Source organism: Microbacterium sp. WHRI 7836, from assembly GCF_040223885.2.
Classification (GTDB): Bacteria; Actinomycetota; Actinomycetes; order Actinomycetales; family Microbacteriaceae; genus Microbacterium; species Microbacterium oxydans.
Genome location: NZ_CP168171.1, coordinates 704,591 through 719,464, shown reverse-complemented (window position 1 = coordinate 719,464; position 14,874 = coordinate 704,591). Strand labels below are relative to the sequence as shown.

The following is a 14,874-nucleotide window of genomic DNA, read 5'->3' as shown; positions in this document are numbered from 1 at the left end:
ACTACTTCACCAGAGGGAAGAGGATGGTCTCCCGGATGCCCAGACCCGTGATGGCCATCAGCAGTCGGTCGATCCCCATGCCCATCCCGCCGGACGGCGGCATGCCGTGCTCGAGGGCGCGAAGGAACTCTTCATCCACGGGCATGGCCTCGACATCGCCGCGTGCTGCGAGCTTGGCCTGCTCGACGAAGCGCTCCCGCTGGATAACGGGATCGACGAGCTCGGAGTATCCCGTCGCCAGTTCGAAGCCGCGGATGTACAGGTCCCACTTCTCCACGACGCCCGCGATCGAACGATGCTCGCGCACGAGGGGCGACGTGTCGACGGGGAAGTCCATCACGAACGTGGGGCGGACGAGGTCGCCCTTCACGAAGTGCTCCCACAACTCCTCGACGAGCTTGCCGTGGGTGGCCTGCGGTGGCAGATCCACATCGTTGGCCTCCGCGAAGGCGATGAGGTCCTCGACGGAGTCCTGCGGGGTGATGACACGACCCGAAGCGGCCGAGAGCGACTCGTACATCGAGATGCGGTCCCACTCACCGCCGAGCTCGTACTCGGTGCCGTCGGCCCAGGTCACCGTGGTGGAGCCGGCGACCGCGATCGCCGCGTTCTGCACGAGCTCCTGCGTGAGCGCGGCCATCTGGTTGTAGTCGCCGTACGCCTGATAGGCCTCGAGCATCGCGAACTCGGGGCTGTGCGTCGAGTCAGCACCCTCGTTGCGGAAGTTGCGGTTGATCTCGTAGACGCGCTCGATGCCGCCGACGACCGCGCGCTTGAGGTACAGCTCCGGCGCGATGCGCAGGTACAGCTCGGTGTCGAACGCGTTCGAGTGCGTGATGAACGGGCGGGCAGAGGCTCCTCCATGCTGCACCTGCAGCATGGGCGTCTCCACCTCGAGGTAGTCGTGGCTCGTGAACGTCGAACGCAGGCTCGCGTTCACGGCGGCCCGAGCACGGACGGTGTTGCGCGCCTGCTCCCGCACGATCAGGTCGAGGTAGCGGCTGCGCACCCGGCCCTCTTCGCTGAGCTCGGAGTACGCGTTGGGCAGCGGGAGGATCGCCTTCGCAGCGATCGTCCAGTCGTCGGCCATGATCGACAGCTCGCCGCGACGGCTCGAGATGACTTCACCGTGCACGAAGACGTGGTCACCGAGGTCGACGTACTCCTTCCAGTCCGCGAGGGATTCCTCGCCGACGTTCGCGAGCGAGATCATGGCCTGGATACGCGACCCGTCGCCGGCCTGCAGGGTGGCGAAGCAGAGCTTGCCGGTGTTGCGGCTGAACACCACTCGGCCGGCGACCCCGACGACGACGCCGGTCTCGGCACCCGCTTCGAGGTCGCCGTACTCGGCGCGCAGTGCGGGGATCGAGTGAGTGACGGGCACTCCGACGGGGAATGCCCCTCCCCCCGCGTTCGACCGCTTCTCGATCAGACGCTCGCGCTTGGCGAGCCGCACGGCCTTCTGCTCGTGGACGTCCTCGTCGGTGGAGGGGTCGGTCGATGCCGATTCGGGCGCGGGCGACGCGTCAGTCATGTGGGGGGCTCCTTGGAAGTCCCTCCCAGTTTACCGAGGCGGCGTGACGCCATCGGTCGCGTGCTGGGTAGCCTCGGAGAATGGCCCACACACGGATCCTCCGCGCGTTCGCTGCACTCCCCCTCGCCCTCGTGGCGGCCTTCACCCCGGCTGCGGCGTTCGCGACGTCAGCCGAGCACGCCGCTCACGCCGCAGCCGGTCCGATCCGCGCCGCCACGACCGATGTCGACGACTTCTCCTACAGTTCCTGGGACGCGGCGTACGAGGTCGGGCTCGATGACGACGGCCGCGCGCGGATGCGTGTGACGGAGACGCTCGTGGCGAGTTTCCCCGACGCCGACCAGAATCACGGCATCGTCCGGGGGCTCGCGACCTCGTACGAAGGGGCCAGCACGGAGACGACGGTACTGTCCGTGACCGACGGGAACGGCGCGGAGGTGCCCTACGAGACGGACGAGGAGGACGGTCTCCTCTACGTGCTCACGGGCAACGACGACGACTTCGTCCGGGGTCTCACCACGTACGTGATCGAGTACGAGATGCGCGATGTGATCCTGGCGACGAAGCCCTCTGCGGGGTCGTCGGCTCCTCCCGCGGACGAGTTCTACTGGGACCTGCTGCCGCTCGACAGCACGCAGTCCATCGATCGCTTCCGTGCTGACGTCACGCTCGACTCCTCCTTGAGCGCTGCGCTCAACGGGGCCACGCGCTGCTACACCGGTCCCTCCGGATCGAAGGACGAGTGCGAGCTGGACGGTCCGATCGCGGACGGGCGCGATGTGACGTTCCGCGTCGAATCGGGAGCCCGTCCTGCCGGCGACGGGGTGACCCTCGCCATCGGCTTCGACGCCGGTACGGTCACCCAGCCTCTCGCCCGTACCCCCGACCCCGTGGCGGACGTCACCCCGATCGTCGCCGCCGTCGGCGCGCTCGGGCTCTCGGTCGGCAGCTGGGTGGCCGTCTCGGCCTTCACCCGGAGACGCCGAAGGGCGACCGGAATCGTGGTCGCCCAGTACGACGTGCCGGATTCGCTGCCTCCCCTGCTGGCCGCCGCCGTGGTGCCCGGTGCCAAGGACGTGATCCCCTCGGAGATCGTGCACCTGGCCGTCCGCGGCAAGCTGCGCATCGAGGAGGGGGCGGAGGAGGAGGAGCCCCGGTTGCGTCGGCTCCCCGGAACGCGACTTCCCGACCAGCTCGACGTCGAGGCCCTGGATGCCCTCTTCACCGACGCGGACGGCGAGGGTGTGGTCGACCTACCCACCGCCGATGAGACGTTCGCCGCGCGGATGACCGCCCTGGAGCAACGCGGGACGATCGAGGCGCAGAACCGCGGGCTCACCGAGAAGACGCGCAGTCGGGCGGCCGTGATCCTGCAGTGGTGTGCGATCGGCATCGCGGTCATCGGTCTGGCGTTCGGGATCTGGAGCGCGGCCAGCGGGCGGCTCTCCGCGATCCCGGCGCTCGTGGTGATCTCCTTCGGCGCTTTCCTGGTGCTGCTCTCCAGCATCTACGGCTTCTCGAAGCACACGGTGCTCACGGCCGAAGGCGCCCGCACCTACGAGTACCTGCGCGGCGTCGAGGAGTTCATCCGCGTCGCGGACGCCGACCGCCTGCGCATGCTGCAGTCCTACAGCGGGGCCGAACGTCGAGCAGACGGCACCGCCGACGTCATCCACATCTACGAGCGCCTCCTCCCCTACGCCATCCTCTTCGGCATGGAAGACGAATGGGGCGAGGTGCTTGAGAAGGCGTACACGCGTGCACAGCACGGCGCCACCTGGATCGGCGACCCGACCTCGTTCGTGCTGCGCGCGCAGCTCGCCTCGTTCGTGGCCTCGTCGCACTCGGCGGCGACCTACTCGGCGCCGTCGACGGGGTCCTCGTCCAGCGCGGGCGGGTCCTTCGGCGGCGGATTCTCCGGTGGCGGAGGCGGCGGGGGCTTCTCGGGCGGACGATGACACGGCGGCTTCCCGCACCCTGCGCTGAGACGCGGCGGGAACCGCTCAGATCAACGGCGGAACGTCGGAGGCTTCGCGCAATGCTCTCTCGACGGTCGACTGCACGAGCGCCGAGAGATAGCCTCCGGGGTTCTCCACACCGATCTGCCGCAGTCGCTCGGTCGACTGACCGATGATCGACCGCGAGAACTCCGTGGCCGTCGCGATGGCATCCGCATAGGCGGGACGATCCGCTTCCGCGATCACCACGGGCTCGCATCCCATCTCCACGGCGAGCGCCTGGGCGATCGGCAGCACGGCGGCCGGCGCTGTCACCGCGGCGAACCCGGCCTGGAGCTGGCGGAGGTCGATCGACGTCCCCGTGAAGGTGATCGCCGGATGCACGGCGAGAGGGATCGCGCCGCGCTCGGCCGCAGGACGCAGCACCTCGATGCCGTAGGCGGGGTCGGTGTGCAGCACGAGCTGACCGATCTGCCAGCCGCCCACCTCCGCGATGCCGGCGACCAGAGAGGGCAGTTGCTCCGAGGGGACCGCGATGATCACGAGCTCGGCTCGACGCACGACCTCCAGCGCTTCGAGCACCGGCACATCCGGGAGCACGGCGGAGGCTCGCTCGTCGTCGGAGCCGCCCGTGATGCCGATCACGGCGTGGCCTGCACCACCGAGGGCTGCGCCCACGACCGGGCCCACACGGCCGGCACCGATGATGCCGACACCGAGGCGCCCGTCACGTGCCATCGTCGCTCCGTCTCCGCCGTCGCAGCGGGGGTTCGGAGGGAGCCTCGGGCGCGGCGGGAGGCACGGCCGGAGGAACCGGGGGCGGGGTCGTGGCGTTCACCGAGGGCGAAGACGGAACCGCCGGAGGCAGGGGCGGAGCGACCGGCGCTGTCGCCTGTGGCACGACTGGAGGCGCGAGCGGCGCTACCGGAGGTGCGGGCGGAGCTGCCGGAGGTGTGGGCGGCACGAGCGGAGGCGCGGGCGGAGCCGTGTGCTCCGGAGCCGGGAAGACCGGCGCCGCCCCCGTGTACGCCGGAGGTGCGGCGACGGGCGGCGGTCCCGTGTACGCAGGAGGTGCGGGAGGTGCGGCGACCGGCTGCGGCGCCGCATGCTCGCTCCACCGGTGAGTGGTGTCGCGGGACGCGGCCTCCGCCGCTGCGGCCGTGACCTCGTCGATCAGCGCCAGCGCATCGGCACGCTCGAGACCGGACAGGTAGCCGGTGATGGGACCGGGAACGGTGTGCACCTGCGCACCGGACACACGCTGCGCGCGGTCGATCGGCCCCTGGCTCAGCGAGACGCCCTGCAGCCGTGCGAGCGGGAACACGGCGAGCTTGCGCCACACGTTCCCGCGGCGGAGCAGCAGCCCGAAGTCGGCGACCAGGTACCCGTGACGCTTCCAGGAGAACGGACGTCGCCACCGCGCTCGGCGGGGCATGGTCCGATAGGTGTCGTCACCCTCAGGGCCGACGATGCCCTGCTCCCACAGCGCGGGGATGCTCTCGGCGGGCACGTCGGGAAGGACGAGCGCGAGCACCCGCTCGACATCGGCACGCTTGCCGACCGGCAGCACCACGTTGAACTGCTGGCCGCTGCCCGATGACTGCTGCGCCGCGCTCTTGCCGCTCATCCGGTTGATCTTGATCGTCCACCAGCCGAAGGGACGCCACAGCAGCGACTGCGACACCTCCACGGCGAAGATGCGACCGGGCGGGAGCGTCTCGGTGACGGTCGTGAGGAGACCGTACGTGATCCGCACGCCGTCCGGTGTCGGCGCGATCGAGTAGCGCAGCGATTTGGAGATCTGCGCCCAGGTGATACCGACCACGGCGACGATCATGGGAACGCCCATGCCGAGTCCCAGCCCGAGGAGGATGAACCCCCCGTCCGAGTTGCCGTCGGCCAGCATCCCGATCAGGGCGCTGCCGATCGCGATCGCGAAGATCGCACCGAAGAAGACGAACCACAGCAGTCCGGAGATGAGCTGCGATCCGACCAGCCGACCGGTCGGGATCTTCACGACGCTCTCGGGGACCACGTCGGCGAGATCGACTCCGGCGATCAGACCGTTGACTCCCGCGTTCATCGATCCGACGAGCTGCGCTCGCGCGGATGCCGGTGCGGCCGCCGCCGCTGCGGCTGCTGCCGGGTTGAGCGCGGCGTCGCGCGCCGCGCGCGCACCGGACGCCAGACGGAGGATGTCGGCGCGCACGGATTCGGCACGCGGAGTAGCCAGATACTCCAGCTCGACGTTCGCGTCATTGCCGGCACCGACGACCTCGAGCTTCGCGAGGCCGATGATGCGCGCGGGGAACGGACGCGTCAGGTTGACGCCCTGCACGCGGTCGAGCGGCGCGCGTCGGTGCGAACGGAAGATGATGCCCTTGCGGACCTCGACGTGGTCACCGGTGATGCGGAACTGCTGGAAGCGCCAGATGAACCAGAAGATCAGGATCAGCACGATCACGAGGCCCAGCACGCTCAGCAACGCGACCAGGATCAGGTTGTTCGAGAGAACCCAGTCGACGGGATCGGCGCCGGCGTAGTCGCCGTAATGCGCCTCTTCCGGCGCGAAGAGCGCGACGGCCCAGGAGATCAGGCGGTCGCGCATGTTCGCGATGACGATGCCGCCGATGATGATGAGCGCCAGGCCGCCCTTGAAGAGCGGCGTGAGCGGGTGCATCCGGTGCCACTCGCCGTTCGCGAGGGTCGTCGGGGCCTCCCCCGCCGATGCCTGCGGGCTGTGCGTCGCGAGCGGAGGCTGCTGCTCGCTCACAGGCCGGTCCGTCGGGTCTCGGCCACATGGATGAGCGTGTCGCGCAGTGCCTCGGCCGCTTCCTGCGTGAGACCGGGGATCTGCACACCGGTCGTCGCCGCAGCCGTGACCATCTTGAGCTGGGCGATCCCGAAGGCACGGTCGAGCGGCCCCTGCGTGATGTCGACAAGCTGCATGCGGCCGTAGGGCACGGCGATCATGCGCTGCCAGAGGATCCCCTTGCGGAAGACGATGTCGTCGGCGCGCAGCATGTAGCCGATCGCCCTCGCCTGACGCGGGAGGATGATCAGGGTGACCACCGTGATCAGCAGGATCACACCGGCCGGGATCCACACCCAGTCCTGTTCCAGCACGATGTTCAGCACGATCGCGGCGGCGGCGACGATCACGAGGAAGATCACGTTCTGGACGATCTGCGAGACGACGTAGCGCGGCGAGATCTGGTGCCAGGTGCCGTCGAGTTCCAGGCGGGCCTCGTTGCGCGCCGTGCGCAGCTGCGTGTAGGTGCCACGGTCGAGGGCGTCGAGGTCAGTGCCCTCCGCCGGGTTCAGGGGCGCGGTCTCTGGGTTCTGAGTCATCAGGATCCTTCGGCAGGGTGCAGAACTGTTCGGCGACGAGAGCGGCGATCACGAGGACGATCGCACTTCCGATCAGGGCCAGCATGGCCACAGTCGACCCTACCGGCGGAACGACGGGGCGCGACAGGAGGAAGACCAGCAGCCCCGCTCCGAACCCCGCCATGATCGCGCCGAGAAGGCTGGATGCACGGGCGAGCGTCGCCGCTCTCAGCGCACGGAACGGGTCGATGCGGATGCCCGAACGCACACTGCGTCGCACCGGCCAGGCGACGCCGAGAGATGCCGCGGCGATCAGCAGCAGGAGTACCGGCAGCAGGAGCGACGGCGTGAAAGTCGCGCGCCCCGAGGCCGTCAGCAGATGGTCGAGCAGGAAGCCGACGCCGCCGCCCAGCAGTGCGAGGAGGACGAGCACGCCGGCGGAGGTGCGTCTCATCCCTCGCCTCCGGCACGAAGGGCGGCCGCGAGGTCGGCGACCCTCCCCCGACCGAGCAGCACCGCGTCCTGATCGACGTCGAGCCAGGGGTCGAGCACGAAGAGGCGTTCGGCGGCACGCGGGTGCGGCAGCTGCAGATGCGGTTCCTCGGAGATGACGTCGCCGTACGCGATGAGGTCGAGGTCGAGGGTGCGGTCGCCCCAGCGCTCACGGCGCTCCCGACCGTTCTCATCCTCGATGGCGTGCAGCATTCCGAGCAGGATCTCGGGGGCCAGACGCGTGGTGACCAGTGCCACCGCGTTGACGTAGCCGGGGGCGTCGGGATCGGGACCGTCGGGCCGGAGGGCGACCGTCTCGAACAGCTTCGACAACCGCACCTCGCTGACCAGCGGCAGTCGTGCGATCCGCTCGGCGGCAGCGGTGATCGTGTCATGGCGATCGCCGAGGTTCGCGCCGAGGGCGACGACGGCCGTCACCTCCGGCCGCCCGGGGCGAGGCGCCGGCATTGCGGGTGGGTTCGCGAGGTTGCGGCTCATGCGGTGGTGTCCTCCGGCGCATCAGGGGTTCGGCGGCGATGCAGGGTGACCGCCACATCGGCGAAGTCGAGGGGAATCGGGGCGTGGGGCTTGTGCACCGTCACGGTGATGTCCTGCACCCGTGGGTCGTCGAGACCGACCGCGGCGATGCGTTCGGCGAGCGTCTCGATCAGGTTCACGGGCTCCCCCGACACGACCGCGGCGACCTTCTCGGCCAGCTCGCCGTAGTGCACCGTGTCCACGACATCGTCGGAGGCAGCGGCACGCGCGAGGGAGAGCCGCAGTCGCAGGTCGATCGTGAACTCCTGGCCGTCCTGACGCTCGTGCTCGAAGACGCCGTGACGACCGAACACCGTCAGACCGGTGAGGACGATCTCGTCGAGGGGCTCCATACGTCTAGCGTACGGGGATCGCCCCGAGACGCCCTCAGCCTTCCCAGGCGTGCGCGATCGCCAGGGCGTCGCGCGTGGATGCCACGTCGTGCACACGCACGGCCCACACTCCGGCTCTGACCGCGAGCGCACTGGTGACGGCGGTGGCGAGGTCGCGACGGGATTCGGAGACCTCCTCGTCGGGACCTGTCTCCTGACGGAGTACTTCTGCGAGGAACCGTTTGCGCGACGTGCCGATCAGCACCCGAGGGCCCAGTGCGACGATCTCGTCGAGCCCGCGCAGCATGTCCCAGTTCTGCGCTCCCGACTTCGCGAACCCGATGCCGGGATCGATGATGAGGCGAGACGGCGCGATCCCCGATGAGGCCGCCTCACCGATGCGCTCCTGCAGCTCGCCGGCGACCTCGCGCGCGACGCGGTGGTACTCGGCATTGGCATACATGTCCGAAGAGAACCCGCGCCAGTGCCCGATCGCGAAGTCGGCGCCGGATTCCGCGACGGCAGCGCGCATCTCCGGATCGGCGAGCCCCCCGGAGACGTCGTTGACGATCCTGGCCCCCGCCCGCACGGCGGCGGCTGCTGTGGCGGCGCTGAGCGTATCGACGCTGACCGGCACGCCAGCGGCAGCGAGCTGTTCGATCACCGGGATCACTCGCTGCTGCTCGACGTCGGTGCCGACCCGGTCGGCGCCGGGCCTGGTCGATTCACCACCCACATCGAGCACAGCTGCTCCCTCGGCGCGGAGCCGCAGCCCGTGGGCCACCGCGCGGTCGACGTCGAGGTAGCGACCCCCGTCGCTGAACGAGTCCGGAGTGACGTTGACGATGCCCCAGATGCCCGTCATCCGTGCGCTGCTCCGAAGCCGCCCGCGCCGATCAGAGTGATCAGCTCGGCCCGGGAGACGGGATCGTTGTACTCACCGCGCGCGGCGATGGTGAGTGTCGAGGCCTCGGTCTGGCGTCCGCCGCGCATGGTGACGCAGCCGTGCGCCGCATCGAGCACGACCAGCACACCGCGGGTGTCGAGGTGCTCCGCGATCGTGTCGGCGATCTGCTCGCCCAGGCGTTCCTGCACCTGCGGACGCGCGGCGAGGATCTCGACGACCCGCACGAGCGCTCCCAACCCGACGACCTGCTCGCCGGGGAGATAGGCGATGTGCGCGTGCCCGGCGAAGGGCAGCAGGTGGTGCTCGCAGACGGAGCGGAAGCGGATGTCGCGCAGCAGCACGGCGCCGGAGGGCAGCGTGTCGGGCGCGGGGCCTCGGGAGACACTGATGGTGCGCGCGAGCGGTTCAGCCGGGTCTTCGCCCACTCCGGAGAAGAACTCCGTGTACAGCTCGGCCATGCGCGTCGGGGTCTGCTTCAATCCCGGTCGGTCCGGGTCTTCGCCGATCGCCGCGAGAAGCTCTCGCGTGAGCCGCTCGACGCGCTCTCTGTCGACCGTCACGTCACGCCGTCGCAGGCCGCGGGTTCCCTGCTCCCGCCGAGCCCTGCTGCGTGCGCGGTGCGCCGGCCGGAGCCTCGACGGATGCCGCCAGCGAGACGTCCTTCTTCGGCACCTCGATCGGAGGACGTTCCGAGACCGGACGCCCTTCGCTCGAGAGCCACAGCGGGCGCTCCGGCAGCTTCCTGATCTCGGTGAAGATCTCCGCGATCTGGTTGTGGTCGAGGGTCTCCTCCTCGAGCAGGGCCAGGGCGAGCTTGTCGAGGATGTCGCGATTCTCGCTGATGACCTCGTAGGCCTCGTTGTGCGCCTGCTCGATGAGCGCGCGCACCTCGGCGTCGACGCGCTCGGCGACCTTCTCGGAGTATTCGCGGCCACGGCCCATGTCGCGTGCGACGAACATGTCGCCGCCCTCGGTGCCGAGCTTGACCGGACCGACCTGCGTCGTCATGCCGTACTCGATGACCATCTTGCGAGCGATCGAGGTCGCCTTCTCGATGTCGTTCGAGGCACCGGTGGTGGGGTCGTGGAAGACGATCTCCTCCGCGACGCGGCCGCCCATGGCGTAGGTGAGCTGGTCCTGCAGTTCGTTGCGGGTGACCGAGTACTTGTCGTCGAGCGGCAGCACCATCGTGTAGCCGAGCGCCTTGCCACGAGGCAGGATCGTGATCTTGGTCACCGGGTCGGTGTAGTTCATCGCCGCCGCCGCGAGCGCGTGTCCGCCTTCGTGGTACGCCGTGATGAGCTTCTCCTTGTCCTTCATCACGCGGGTGCGGCGCTGCGGGCCGGCGATCACACGGTCGATGGCCTCGTCGAGGGCGCGGTTGTCGATGAGCTGCGCGTTCGAACGGGCTGTGAGCAACGCGGCCTCGTTCAGCACGTTCGCCAGGTCGGCACCGGTGAAGCCGGGGGTCTTGCGGGCGACGACCTCGAGATCGACGTTCTTCGACAGCGGCTTGCCCTTGCTGTGCACCTCGAGGATCTTCTGGCGACCCTTGAGGTCGGGGGCGTCGACGCCGATCTGACGGTCGAAGCGGCCGGGGCGCAGCAGTGCGGGGTCGAGGATGTCCGGACGGTTGGTGGCCGCGATCACGATGACGTTCGCGTTCGGGTCGAAGCCGTCCATCTCGACGAGCATCTGGTTCAGCGTCTGCTCGCGCTCGTCGTTTCCGCCGCCCATGCCGGCGCCGCGGTGACGACCGACGGCGTCGATCTCGTCGATGAAGATGATGGCCGGAGCGTTCTCCTTGGCCTGGCTGAAGAGGTCGCGCACGCGAGAGGCACCGACGCCGACGAACATCTCGACGAAGTCGGAACCGGAGATCGAGTAGAACGGGGCGCCGGCTTCACCGGCGACGGCGCGGGCGAGGAGGGTCTTTCCGGTTCCGGGAGGGCCGTACAGCAGCACGCCCTTCGGGATGCGGGCGCCGATCGCCTGGAACTTCGCGGGGTCCTGCAGGAACTCCTTGATCTCGTGGAGCTCCTCGATGGCCTCGTCGGCACCGGCCACATCGGCGAAGGTGACGGTCGGGGTCTCCTTGCTGACGAGCTTGGCCTTGGACTTGCCGAACTGCATGACCTTGCCGCCGCCGCCCTGCATGGAGGACAGGAGCCACCAGAACAGCAGACCGAGCAGCACGAGGGGAAGAAGAAGGGAGAGGAAGCCGTCGAACCAGGTCGCACGCGGGACGGCGTCGTTGAAGCCGTCCTTCGGCGCTGCATCGTTGACGGCCTTGACGACCTCGTCGGCGCGCGCATCGACGTAGTAGAACTGGACGTTCTCGGAGCCCTGGAACGGCTTGGAGAGCGTCATGTCGACGCGCTGATCGCCATCGGTGTTCACGACCTCGGTGACCGTGGTGCCGGAGAGGAGCTTCAGCCCCTCCTGCGTCGTGATCTGCTTGGGCGCACCCAGATTCGAGATCAGCAGGAAACCGCCGAACAGGAGCACGCCGATCAGCGCGACGTAGATCAGCGGATTCCGGGTGAGCTTCTTCACATCCATGATCGGATCAGCGTATCGCGCGCGCCCTAGGGGGTCGCTGTGCGTTCACCCACGGCGTAGCGGTCGACGGCGAGGTCGGAGTCGCCGCGTCACCGCGGCCGGGTCTGCGACCTCAGGAATAGACGTGCGGGGCGAGCACGGCGACGTCGCGCAGGTTGCGGTAGCGCTCTGCGTAGTCGAGGCCGTAACCGACGACGAACTCCACCGGGATGTCGAAGCCGACGTACTTGCAGTCGATCTCGACCTTCGCCGCCTCGGGCTTGCGCAGGAGCGCCAGCACCTCGATCGACTCGGCGCCGCGCGATCCGAAGTTCTCCAGCAGCCAGCTCAGCGTGAGGCCGGAATCGATGATGTCCTCGACGATGAGCACGTGCTTGCCGTTGAGGTCCGTGTCGAGGTCTTTCCGGATCTGCACCACGCCGCTCGACTTGGTGCTGGCACCGTAGCTCGACACCGCCATCCAGTCCATCGGAGCGTGGAACGGCAGCGCCCGCGCGAAGTCGGCCATCACCATGACCGCGCCCTTCAGCACGCCGACGAGGAGAAGGTCCTTGCCCGCGTAGTCCTCGGCGACCTGCGCTGCGAGCTCGTCGAGCTTGGCGTGGATCTCCTCCTCGGTGACGAGGATCTGTGCAAGGTCGTCCTGGATCTCCGCGGCGCGCATGGATCGATTTTAGGCGACGCGATCGGATGCTCGGTCCCAGGTCTGTTCATCGGGACGGCATCTGCCCCTCGTCGGGCATCCGCACTACTGTGAGCGGTGATGCGGGCGGACGCCCCGAGGAAGGATTCACCATGGCTCTTGACGACATCCTCAACCAGGTGCCGATCGACGACATCGCCGAGAAGCTGGGCGTCTCGCGGGACGAAGCCAAGGTCGCGGTCGAGCAGGGCGGCGCGGTGCTGCTTGGCGGCCTCGCCAAGAACGCCGAGACGGATGAGGGCTCCGCGGCGATCCGGAACGCGCTGAAGAAGCATGAGGGCGCTTCCGGCGCGTCGAAAGTCGACGACATCGATCAGGCCGACGGCGGCAAGATCGTCTCCCACATCCTCGGTTCGAAGGAGAAAGAGGTGACGAAGGAGCTCACGGAGTCGAAGGCGACCCCCGGCATCGACTTCGGCAAGCTCCTTCCGATCCTCGCCCCGATCGTGATGGGCCTGATCGCGAACGCGACCAAGGACAAGTCGGCGAAGGCCGACGCGGGCGCGGAGGGCTCCGGCGGTATCGGCGATGTGATCGGCGGATTGCTGGGCGGCGGCAACAGCGGCGGCTCGTCCGGCGGCATCGGCGATGTCATCGGCGGACTCCTCGGCGGCGGCAACAGCAGCGGTTCCGGCGGCGGCATCGACCTCGGCGGGATTCTCGGCGGCCTGTTCGGCGGCAAGAAGTAAGACCACATGCACGCATCCGGTCGCGCAGCGGTGGTCCCCGCTCAGCGACCGGATGCGGCGAAGACGATGCGCCCCCCGTGGCGCATGGCCGAGCACTCCGGCAGGTCGATCGGCCCCTGCCCATTCCAGTCGGTGACCAGCCGCGCGACCTCGATCGTCTGCGACCTGGTCAGGCTCACCCCGAACTCGCTGTCGACGACGAGCCGGATGATCCGGTTGCGCAGTGCGGCGGGATTCGCGGCGAGCGCCGCCACGCTGACGGAGATCCCGGCTTCCGCGTGCTCGACGATGTCCTCGATCGTCTCGTGGATCATCTCGTCGAACGCCTCGGCGTCCTCCCGGAGCTGCTCCGCCGTGCGGGCGAGGGCCTCGGCGATGCCGGGACCGAGCTCGTCTTCGAGAACCGGGAGCACGCGCTCGCGCACTCGGACCCTGGCGTAGCGGTCGTCGCGGTTGTGCGGATCGTCCCACGGCGTGAGGTCGGAGGCGACGCAGAAAGCGCGCGTCGTCTCGCGGCGCACGCCCAGGAGCGGACGCACCCATCGCACACCGTCCTCATCCTCCCGGACCGGAGCCATCCCCTGCAGGCTGGCCGCCCCGGAGCCACGAGCCAGGCCGAGCAGAACGGTCTCCGCCTGGTCGTCGAGCGTGTGCCCGAGAAGCACGGCGGCGGCTCCGACGTCGGCAGCCGCGTCTCGCAGCACCCGGTATCGCGCCTCTCGGGCGGCGGCCTCAGGACCGCCCTCCCCTGCGACGTCCACGCGCACGATCAACGGGTCGAGGCCGAGGTCGGCGGCTGCACGAGCCGCCGCGGATGCGACGTCTGCCGAGTCGTGCTGCAGGCCGTGATCGACGGTCAGGGACGCGACACGAAGTCCGAGCTTGCGAGCTTCGAACGCGACGGCCGCGGCGAGCGCGAGCGAATCCGCACCCCCGGACAAGGCGACGATGACGGCCGCACCCTCGGGAAGGTCGGCGAGCGCGGTGCGCACGGCGAGGCGGATCTCGGCGATGGCGGGAGCGAGTGACGGCACGCCTCCACGCTAGGGCACCTCGAGGATCGGCGCGCCCGGTCCCGGTCGATGGCGACGGCCGCGGGCGGGGCTATCCTGACGCCGTGACCGATGAGACGAGCACACGACCGTTCCGCACCGAGAGGTTCAAGGCCTTCGTCGATGCCGTCGTCGCGATCGCCATGACACTGCTCATCCTCCCGCTGATGGAGTCCGTCTCCGAAGCGGCTTCCGGTCAGCTGACCACCGCCGAATTCCTGAACGAGCACGCGGGTCAGCTGCTCAGCTTCGGGTTGAGCTTCCTCCTCATCGCGACGTTCTGGATGGGCCACCATCGCCAGTACCGCGACGTGGAGTGGGTCACCGTCCCCCTCCTGTGGATCAACGTCGCGTGGATGGCGACGATCGTCTGGCTGCCCGTTCCCACGGCGATGATCGGGCAGATGGACACCGACGCCCTCCAGGCGGTGGTCTACATCGACACGCTGATCATGACGCAGGTGACGACTCTCGCCGGCTGGCTCTATCTCGCGCGTCACCGCGAACTCACCACGGCGTCGACCGAGACGATCCGGCTGGGGGCGATCGGAGACCTCGCGGCGATCATCCTGTTCGCCGCAGCCCTCGTCATCGCCGTCCTCGCTGCGCCGAACGGGTACGCCGGGCTCTTCCTGCTGCTGCTCAGCGACCCGACGAGCCGGCTGTTGAATCGGCTGCTGCGCAGGCGCGGAACCGAAGAGCCGCGGCCGGAGACCGACGCCGGACCCTGAGCGCTCGCGACCAACGGGGGTGCGAGCGCCACAGGTAGGCTAGTCGG

At 69.1% G+C, this 14,874-nt stretch carries 15 protein-coding genes; 3 read left to right on the top strand and 12 right to left on the bottom strand.

Annotation, left to right across the window (positions count from 1 at the left end):
• Window position 1: 1 nt before the first annotated feature.
• Window positions 2-1,534 (bottom strand): lysine--tRNA ligase, encoded by a 1,533-nt coding sequence (gene lysS / locus ABRP18_RS03325; RefSeq protein WP_058631529.1) that lies wholly within the window; start codon window positions 1,532-1,534, stop codon window positions 2-4.
• Window positions 1,535-1,614: 80 nt separating this feature from the next.
• Between lysS and ABRP18_RS03320 the strand changes: the two genes are divergently transcribed.
• Window positions 1,615-3,492 carry a DUF2207 domain-containing protein gene (locus tag ABRP18_RS03320; RefSeq protein ID WP_349885533.1) on the top strand — a complete coding sequence of 626 codons (1,878 nt, stop codon included), beginning with the start codon at window positions 1,615-1,617 and terminating at the stop codon, window positions 3,490-3,492.
• Between the two features lie 45 nt (window positions 3,493-3,537).
• Here the strand turns inward: ABRP18_RS03320 and ABRP18_RS03315 are convergent, their stop codons facing one another.
• The 10 genes from ABRP18_RS03315 to hpt form a co-directional block, all read right to left on the bottom strand.
• Complete coding sequence (locus ABRP18_RS03315; protein WP_046746738.1) at window positions 3,538-4,230, bottom strand: DUF2520 domain-containing protein; 693 nt, start codon at window positions 4,228-4,230, stop codon at window positions 3,538-3,540.
• The gene (locus tag ABRP18_RS03310) at window positions 4,220-6,265 is read right to left on the bottom strand and encodes a PH domain-containing protein (RefSeq protein WP_349885532.1); all 2,046 of its coding nucleotides are present in this window, start codon (window positions 6,263-6,265) and stop codon (window positions 4,220-4,222) included. Before ABRP18_RS03310 ends, ABRP18_RS03315 begins: the two co-directional genes overlap by 11 nt.
• A complete protein-coding gene (locus ABRP18_RS03305; protein ID WP_046746740.1) occupies window positions 6,262-6,843 on the bottom strand; it encodes a PH domain-containing protein in 582 nt (193 codons plus the stop codon). The genes ABRP18_RS03310 and ABRP18_RS03305 overlap by 4 nt, the downstream gene beginning before the upstream one ends.
• Window positions 6,794-7,276: a DUF3180 domain-containing protein gene (locus ABRP18_RS03300; RefSeq protein WP_046746741.1), complete on the bottom strand. Its 483-nt coding sequence runs from the start codon at window positions 7,274-7,276 to the stop codon at window positions 6,794-6,796. Before ABRP18_RS03300 ends, ABRP18_RS03305 begins: the two co-directional genes overlap by 50 nt.
• Window positions 7,273-7,812: a 2-amino-4-hydroxy-6-hydroxymethyldihydropteridine diphosphokinase gene (gene folK / locus ABRP18_RS03295; RefSeq protein WP_046746742.1), complete on the bottom strand. Its 540-nt coding sequence runs from the start codon at window positions 7,810-7,812 to the stop codon at window positions 7,273-7,275. The genes ABRP18_RS03300 and folK overlap by 4 nt, the downstream gene beginning before the upstream one ends.
• Window positions 7,809-8,204 (bottom strand): dihydroneopterin aldolase, encoded by a 396-nt coding sequence (gene folB / locus ABRP18_RS03290; RefSeq protein WP_058631535.1) that lies wholly within the window; start codon window positions 8,202-8,204, stop codon window positions 7,809-7,811. The genes folK and folB overlap by 4 nt, the downstream gene beginning before the upstream one ends.
• 34 nt (window positions 8,205-8,238) lie before the next feature.
• Window positions 8,239-9,048, bottom strand: a complete 810-nt coding sequence (gene folP / locus ABRP18_RS03285) for a dihydropteroate synthase (RefSeq protein ID WP_061015363.1) — start codon at window positions 9,046-9,048, stop codon at window positions 8,239-8,241.
• Window positions 9,045-9,650 (bottom strand): GTP cyclohydrolase I, encoded by a 606-nt coding sequence (gene folE, locus ABRP18_RS03280; RefSeq protein WP_058631537.1) that lies wholly within the window; start codon window positions 9,648-9,650, stop codon window positions 9,045-9,047. The genes folP and folE overlap by 4 nt, the downstream gene beginning before the upstream one ends.
• A gap of 1 nt (window position 9,651) precedes the next feature.
• The gene (gene ftsH / locus ABRP18_RS03275) at window positions 9,652-11,652 is read right to left on the bottom strand and encodes an ATP-dependent zinc metalloprotease FtsH (RefSeq protein ID WP_349885531.1); all 2,001 of its coding nucleotides are present in this window, start codon (window positions 11,650-11,652) and stop codon (window positions 9,652-9,654) included.
• A gap of 112 nt (window positions 11,653-11,764) precedes the next feature.
• Window positions 11,765-12,316, bottom strand: a complete 552-nt coding sequence (gene hpt, locus ABRP18_RS03270; RefSeq protein WP_046746747.1) for a hypoxanthine phosphoribosyltransferase — start codon at window positions 12,314-12,316, stop codon at window positions 11,765-11,767.
• A 131-nt stretch (window positions 12,317-12,447) separates the two neighbouring features.
• Between hpt and ABRP18_RS03265 the strand changes: the two genes are divergently transcribed.
• Window positions 12,448-13,044 (top strand): DUF937 domain-containing protein, encoded by a 597-nt coding sequence (locus ABRP18_RS03265; protein ID WP_061015361.1) that lies wholly within the window; start codon window positions 12,448-12,450, stop codon window positions 13,042-13,044.
• Between the two features lie 41 nt (window positions 13,045-13,085).
• On the opposite strand, the gene tilS is transcribed toward ABRP18_RS03265, so the two are convergent.
• Entirely contained in the window at window positions 13,086-14,078 is a 993-nt protein-coding gene (tilS, locus tag ABRP18_RS03260) for a tRNA lysidine(34) synthetase TilS (RefSeq protein WP_349885530.1), read from the bottom strand.
• Between the two features lie 83 nt (window positions 14,079-14,161).
• Here tilS and ABRP18_RS03255 point away from each other — a divergent pair, with 83 nt between their 5' ends.
• Window positions 14,162-14,827 (top strand): TMEM175 family protein, encoded by a 666-nt coding sequence (locus ABRP18_RS03255; RefSeq protein WP_349885529.1) that lies wholly within the window; start codon window positions 14,162-14,164, stop codon window positions 14,825-14,827.
• Window positions 14,828-14,874 lie beyond the last annotated feature (47 nt).

Coding starts and splice junctions, on each gene's coding strand:
- lysS (WP_058631529.1), bottom strand. CDS start 1,534: ATGACTGACGCGTCGCCCGCGCCCGAATCGGCATCGACCGACCCCTCC.
- ABRP18_RS03320 (WP_349885533.1), top strand. CDS start 1,615: ATGGCCCACACACGGATCCTCCGCGCGTTCGCTGCACTCCCCCTCGCC.
- ABRP18_RS03315 (WP_046746738.1), bottom strand. CDS start 4,230: ATGGCACGTGACGGGCGCCTCGGTGTCGGCATCATCGGTGCCGGCCGT.
- ABRP18_RS03305 (WP_046746740.1), bottom strand. CDS start 6,843: ATGACTCAGAACCCAGAGACCGCGCCCCTGAACCCGGCGGAGGGCACT.
- ABRP18_RS03300 (WP_046746741.1), bottom strand. CDS start 7,276: ATGAGACGCACCTCCGCCGGCGTGCTCGTCCTCCTCGCACTGCTGGGC.
- folK (WP_046746742.1), bottom strand. CDS start 7,812: ATGAGCCGCAACCTCGCGAACCCACCCGCAATGCCGGCGCCTCGCCCC.
- folB (WP_058631535.1), bottom strand. CDS start 8,204: ATGGAGCCCCTCGACGAGATCGTCCTCACCGGTCTGACGGTGTTCGGT.
- folP (WP_061015363.1), bottom strand. CDS start 9,048: ATGACGGGCATCTGGGGCATCGTCAACGTCACTCCGGACTCGTTCAGC.
- ftsH (WP_349885531.1), bottom strand. CDS start 11,652: ATGGATGTGAAGAAGCTCACCCGGAATCCGCTGATCTACGTCGCGCTG.
- hpt (WP_046746747.1), bottom strand. CDS start 12,316: ATGCGCGCCGCGGAGATCCAGGACGACCTTGCACAGATCCTCGTCACC.
- ABRP18_RS03265 (WP_061015361.1), top strand. CDS start 12,448: ATGGCTCTTGACGACATCCTCAACCAGGTGCCGATCGACGACATCGCC.